Genomic DNA, 5,330 nt, shown 5'->3' with positions numbered 1-5,330 from the left:
GATTGCAACGCGATCGCGAAGTGATCTCAGCAGACTTGCGTTGGCAGGCCAACGCAAGTCTGCTGAGTCTCGTGTTTGACAGCAGATTTTTGCCGCCGAACCGGTGACCACTTCGGCGAAATCTGCCTGGCCTGAGCCGTCATCGCGGCCGACCGGCGCCGCCCGGAAGCCCCCGGCACGCCCCCAGCCCGATCAGGCCCGCGCCGGCCGCGACGGCGAAGACGGCCGCGTAGCCCGCGCCGTCGGTCGTTGTCGGTGCCAGTGCGCCGAGGATTGCGACGCCGAGCGCGAACCCGGCCTGACGCGCCACCATCGTGAGGGCCGCGGCCATGCCCGCCGCCTCGGGCGGTGCGAGCGCGACGATGCCTCCCGTCAGCTGGGAATGGGCAAGGGCCGCCCCGGCTCCGATCGCAGCCATTCCGATGAGTGCGCCGGTCATGTCCGACGGTCCGGCGCATGCCGTGGCCGTCAGGATCGCGTTTCCGCCGGTGATCAGTGCGAGCGCGATGCCGAACGTCCGCCGCCAGCCGAGGCGCCGGACCATGCGGCCGCCGACCGGGGGCAGGACCAGCATCGGCAGCGTCGCGGCCAGTAATGCGAGCCCGCCCGCGCGCGCGTCCATCCCGTAGGCTGCCATGAGGAAGGCTGGGAGGGACACGAGGACGGCCCAGTAGCCGGCCGAGACGGCCAGCAGCAGCACGATGACGGCCCTCACGCCGCGATCCGACGCCAGGGCCGGATCGATCAGCGGATGCTCCCGTTGGCGCTGCCTGCGCGCAAAGGCGATCGTGAGCGCGGCACTCGCCGCGAGGCCGGCCGCGCCCGCAATCGGTGCGGCCTGCGCCAGCAGGATGCCCTCGACCGCGAGGCCGAGCGCGCCCGTCAGGACGAAGAGGCCCGGCCAGTCGATCGGAGACCCGCTCCCCGTCCGCCCCTCGCCGACGCGGCGGGGAACGGCGAGCGCGATCAGTCCGCAGGGCAGGATGTTGGCGAGGAAGATCGCGCGCCATCCGAGCGAGGAGGCGAGCAGGCCGCCGGTGGTCGGCCCCAACGCCATCGCGATGCCCGACAGGATCCCGGTCAGGGCCAGAGCGCGGGCCCGCATCGCCGCATCCGGGAAGGTGCCGGCGATCGATGCGATCGCACCGGTGATCAGGAACGCCGCGCCGATGCCCTGGCCGGCCCGGGCCGCCCACAGGGCGGCTGCGGTCCCGGCGAGGGCGCAGGCGACGGAGGCGGCGAGAAACAGCGCGTTCCCGAGCAGCAGCACGCGGCGCCGGCCGTAGCGGTCCGCCACGGCGCCGGCGGCGAGCAAGGCGGCCGTGAAGGCGAGGCTGTAGGCGTCGATGACCCATGCGAGGCTCGGCATGCCGATAGCGAGGTCACGGCCGATCTCCGGCATGACGACGACCAGGGCCGTCACGTCGAATTGCGTCAGGAAGGCGCCCAGGCCGAGCACGCAAGCGGTGAGCCGCGCGCGCCGGTCCCAGGTGACGGAGCGATGGCAGGTGCTGATCATGGCCGCGATCAGTGCGAACACGCGCCGTCGAAGCAAATGAGAGTTGAAACGGAGCGCATGAGCCGGTTTCATGAGCCCGTTTCATGGGCTCACGACGAATCCGATGCGCCGCCTGCCCCCCTTTCCCGGCCTCGTCGCGTTCGACGCCGTGTTGCGGCACATGAGCGTGACCCGGGCCGCCGCCGAGCTCGGCCTCACTCAGAGCGCCGTCAGCCATCGGCTGCGGGCCTTGGAAGAGTATTTCGGCGTGCCCTTGCTGGAGCGGCTCAATCCGGGCCTGCGCCTGACGCCGCCGGGCGAGCGTCTGGCGCGGGATGTCGCCCCGCTGCTCCAGACGCTCGCGGGTCTGCGGGAGACGGTGTCGGGCGAGCGGGCGGCCCGGCCGTTCCGGATCGGCGTCAGCAGCGCCCTGCTCGCCTGGTGGCTCTCGCCCCGCCTTCCCGATCTCGCCGCCGCGTTTCCCGCTCTCACGATCGAGGTGACGACGTGGGAGAGCCGGCCTTGGGACGGCACGCCGGGCTCGATGCCGGGCGAGGTCGATCTGGCGCTGCTCTGGCTTCCGCGCGAGACGCAGAGCGGGTGCCGGTGCGAAACGCCGTTTCCGGCCGAGTCCGTCTTCCCGGTTGCCGCCCCTCTGCTCCGGCGATCCCGTCAGGACGGCGATTGGCGCCGGCTCCCGCTGCTCGCGAAGGGGCAGGCCGCCGACGGCATCGGCAACGAATGGTCCTGGGCGACGTGGCTCGGCGACGACGGGCGGCGCCCGCCCGCGTTGCGCTTTCGCGACATCGGCGGCGCCTTGCAGGCGGCGCAGGAGGGCGTCGGCATCGTCCTCGCGCGCTCGCTCTTTGTCGCCGACGCTCTCCGACGGCGCCGGCTGACCCGCCTGGTACGGCGGGGCGAGATGCGGCCCTCCTCGAAGATCCAGGTGGCGCGCTGGAGCGATCGGGCCGACACGGTCGCCCCCGCCATGGCGGCGTGGCTCGTCGCGGCGGCGAAGACCACCCTCGAACGGTGAGCCTCACCCCGCCTCCGGCGGCACGATCCGATGATGCTCCGTCTCCCGTTGAAACGCCGCCGCCACCGCCAGACACAAGGCATCGTCGTAGGGCTTGCCCACCACCTGCGCGGCGACCGGCAGCCCGGTGCGTCCGAGCCCGGTCGGCAGCATCAGGGCCGGAAGACCCGTATAGTCGAACAGCATCGTGTTGCGTGGCAGCACCGCCTGGAGCGGGTGGGCCTCGCCGTTCACCTCGACCGTGAGCGTATCGAGGGCCGCCGCTTCGCCGCCGAGGCCCGGAGTCACCAGCACGTCGACGTCGGCCAGCGCGTCGAGCACCTGCGCCAGCACGACGGGCCGGCGGCGCAAGGCGCGCAGGTAGTCGGTGGCGGAGAAGAGCCGGCCCTGGTCCATCCGCGCGCGGGTGCCGGGATCGAGCGCCGCGGCGCGGTCGAGGTCGGGCTCCTGGAGCGCGGCGAGTTCCGCCATCACGATCGTGTAGCCGTCCTGATGCGCGGTCGCGACCGGTCCGAGATCGACCGGCACCAGGCGGGCGCCCTGCCGCTCCAGCACCCGCAGCATGTCCTGCCAGGCGGCCAGCACCGCATCGTCCTGCATCGTCGTGAACCAGCCGTCCGGCACGCCGATGCGGAGGCCGGCGATCCCCCGCGCCCGGGCCGCGTCGTAGCGTCCTGCGGCGTGGGGATCGGTACCGTCGGGGCCGGCGATCCAGGGCATCACCCGGGCGAGGTCCTCGGCCGAGCGGGCCATCGGGCCGACATGGTCGAGGGTCCAGGACAGGGGCGCGACGCCGGTCCGCGGCACCAGCCCGCGGGTGGGCTTAAGGCCGGTGACGCCGCACCAGGAAGCGGGCACCCGGATCGACCCGCCGGTATCGGTGCCGAGCGCCAGCGGCATCAGCCGGGCGGCGAGTGCAGCTCCCGAGCCGGTCGAGGAGCCGCCGGTCCAGCGCGTGCGGTTCCACGGATTGGCAACCGCGCCGTAGCGCGGGTTGTGGGCCGAGCCGCAGGCGAATTCGGTGGTGGCGAGCATGGCCAGCGGAATGGCGCCCGCTGCCCGAAGCCGCGCCACCACGGTCGCGTCGGTCCCGGCCACCCGGTCGCCGGTGAGGCGCGAGCCGCAGGTCACCGGCGCGCCGGCGCAGTCGATGATGTCCTTGATGCCGAAGGGCACGCCTTCGAGGGGCCGGGCCTGCCCGGCCCGGCCCGGATCCGCCGGGCGCTCTCCTGCGCCGCGTCCTCGGCACCGGGCACCGGGGCCAGGACCGCGTCCCGGCCGGACGGGTGGCGCGCGATGCGTCCCGTGAGTGCCGCGACGAGCGCCACCGGGTCGGTCGCCCCCGCCGCGAAGGCGGCCTGGAGGGCGCCGATCCCGAGGGTGTGGAGCGGGCCGCCCTCGACCGGCGGCAGGGGCGGCACGACGGGCGCCGCCTCCCCGGTCGGTCCTGCCGCCTCCCGCAGGCGCCGTTCGGCCTCTCCCGGCTCGGGCGCGTCCCGCTCCCAGGCCGAGGGCAGGTCCCGGGCCGGGGCGGCTTGCGCCACCGTGCCGGCCAGGATGGTGCGGGCGATCAGCGCCTCGGAGACGCTCACGCGGCGATCTCCGGGTGATGATGCTGAGGGCGATCCTGCCGGCAGGCCATCAGCGGCTGGATCCTCGTGCCGAAGGTGTCGAGGCCGGCCAGGAAATCGTCGAAGGTCAGCATGATGCCCTTCACCCCCGGGACCGTGGCCGCCTCGTCGAGCATCCGCGCCACCTTGGCGTAGGAGCCGACCAGCGTGCCCATGTTGAAGTTCACCGCCCCCTCGGGGAGGTTCATCCAGGTCGCGGTCGACTCGGCCGAGGCGGTCTTGTCCTGCGTGCTCTGGTCGAGCATCCAGGCCAAAGCCGCCACGTCGGCGCCCTGGCGGTAGGCCATCCAGCGCTCTTCCGCCGCCGCGTCGGTCTCGTCGGCGATCACCATCATCAGGACGTAGGAGCCGACGTCGCGCCCGGTCTGTCCCGTCGCCTCGATCAGCCGGGCGCAGGTCGGCGCGCAGGCCGTGGGCGTGTTGAGGCCGGTCCCGAGGACGAAGTTGTAATCGGCGTAAGTGGCGGCGAACTCCATGCCCCGCCCGCTCTGGCCGGCGGCGACGATCGGGATCGGGCCGGAGGGCGCCGGCTTCATCATGCAGCCGTCCATCCGGAAATGCTCGCCCTGGAAGTTCGACGTTCCGGTCTCCCACAGCTCCTTCATCACCCGGACGTATTCGGTGGAATAGTCGTAGCGGTAGCCGAAATAATCGTCCCCGGGCCACAGGCCCATCTGCGCGTACTCGGCCTTCTGCCAGCCCGAGACGATGTTCACCCCGAACCGGCCGGGCGCGATCGAGTCGATCGTGGTCGCCATGCGGGCGACGAGGGCCGGCGGCAGGGTCAGCACGGCGGTCGAGGCGAACAGCGTGATCCGCTCGGTCACCGCCGCGAGGCCCGCCATCAGGGTGAAGGATTCGAGGTTGTAGTCCCAGAACTCGGTCTTGCCGCCGAAGCCGTGCAGCTTGATCATCGAGAGGGCGAAATCGAGCCCGTAGCCTTCCGCCTTCTGCACGATCGCCTTGTTGAGGGAAAAGCTCGGCTTGTATTGCGGGGCTGCCTCCGAGATCAGCCAGCCGTTGTTGCCGATCGGGATGAACACGCCGACATCCATGCTTGACGCTCCGGGTTCCGGTGGGCGGCGGAAGGGCCGTCCGGGATGGGCGTTGCAGGATCGGGGCCGTTTTCAGGTGGGGATCACCGCCCCCGCCGCGCCGTCAGCAC

The 5,330-nt window shown here is 72.5% G+C and carries 5 protein-coding genes; 1 reads left to right on the top strand and 4 read right to left on the bottom strand.

Annotation, left to right across the window (positions count from 1 at the left end; translation table 11 throughout):
* Window positions 1–139: 139 nt before the first annotated feature.
* Window positions 140–1,519, bottom strand: a complete 1,380-nt coding sequence (locus tag VP06_RS29405) for an MFS transporter (RefSeq protein WP_048467363.1) — start codon at window positions 1,517–1,519, stop codon at window positions 140–142.
* A 70-nt stretch (window positions 1,520–1,589) separates the two neighbouring features.
* Between VP06_RS29405 and VP06_RS29400 the strand changes: the two genes are divergently transcribed.
* Window positions 1,590–2,534: a LysR family transcriptional regulator gene (locus VP06_RS29400; protein ID WP_053082085.1), complete on the top strand. Its 945-nt coding sequence runs from the start codon at window positions 1,590–1,592 to the stop codon at window positions 2,532–2,534.
* Window positions 2,535–2,537: 3 nt separating this feature from the next.
* Here VP06_RS29400 and VP06_RS29395 read toward each other — a convergent pair whose 3' ends face one another.
* Genes VP06_RS29395 through rutA form a run of 3 tightly spaced genes read right to left on the bottom strand, consistent with a single transcriptional unit; the run spans window position 2,538 to window position 5,220 of the window.
* Entirely contained in the window at window positions 2,538–3,710 is a 1,173-nt protein-coding gene (locus VP06_RS29395) for an amidase (RefSeq protein ID WP_053082084.1), read from the bottom strand.
* A complete protein-coding gene (locus VP06_RS37440; RefSeq protein WP_053082083.1) occupies window positions 3,662–4,126 on the bottom strand; it encodes a hypothetical protein in 465 nt (154 codons plus the stop codon). Before VP06_RS37440 ends, VP06_RS29395 begins: the two co-directional genes overlap by 49 nt.
* Window positions 4,123–5,220 carry a pyrimidine utilization protein A gene (gene rutA, locus VP06_RS29390; RefSeq protein WP_048467361.1) on the bottom strand — a complete coding sequence of 366 codons (1,098 nt, stop codon included), beginning with the start codon at window positions 5,218–5,220 and terminating at the stop codon, window positions 4,123–4,125. Before rutA ends, VP06_RS37440 begins: the two co-directional genes overlap by 4 nt.
* Window positions 5,221–5,330: the final 110 nt, after the last annotated feature.

This window comes from Methylobacterium aquaticum, assembly GCF_001043915.1.
In the GTDB taxonomy this organism is placed as follows: Bacteria; Pseudomonadota; Alphaproteobacteria; order Rhizobiales; family Beijerinckiaceae; genus Methylobacterium; species Methylobacterium aquaticum.
Note: the sequence above shows the minus strand (reverse complement) of the source record. Positions and strands in the feature narration are given on the sequence as shown.

Bases quoted from the DNA above. Each gene is read 5' to 3' on its own strand.
- VP06_RS29405 (WP_048467363.1), bottom strand. From the start codon at position 1,519: ATGATCAGCACCTGCCATCGCTCCGTCACCTGGGACCGGCGCGCGCGG.
- VP06_RS29400 (WP_053082085.1), top strand. From the start codon at position 1,590: ATGAGCCCGTTTCATGGGCTCACGACGAATCCGATGCGCCGCCTGCCC.
- rutA (WP_048467361.1), bottom strand. From the start codon at position 5,220: ATGGATGTCGGCGTGTTCATCCCGATCGGCAACAACGGCTGGCTGATC.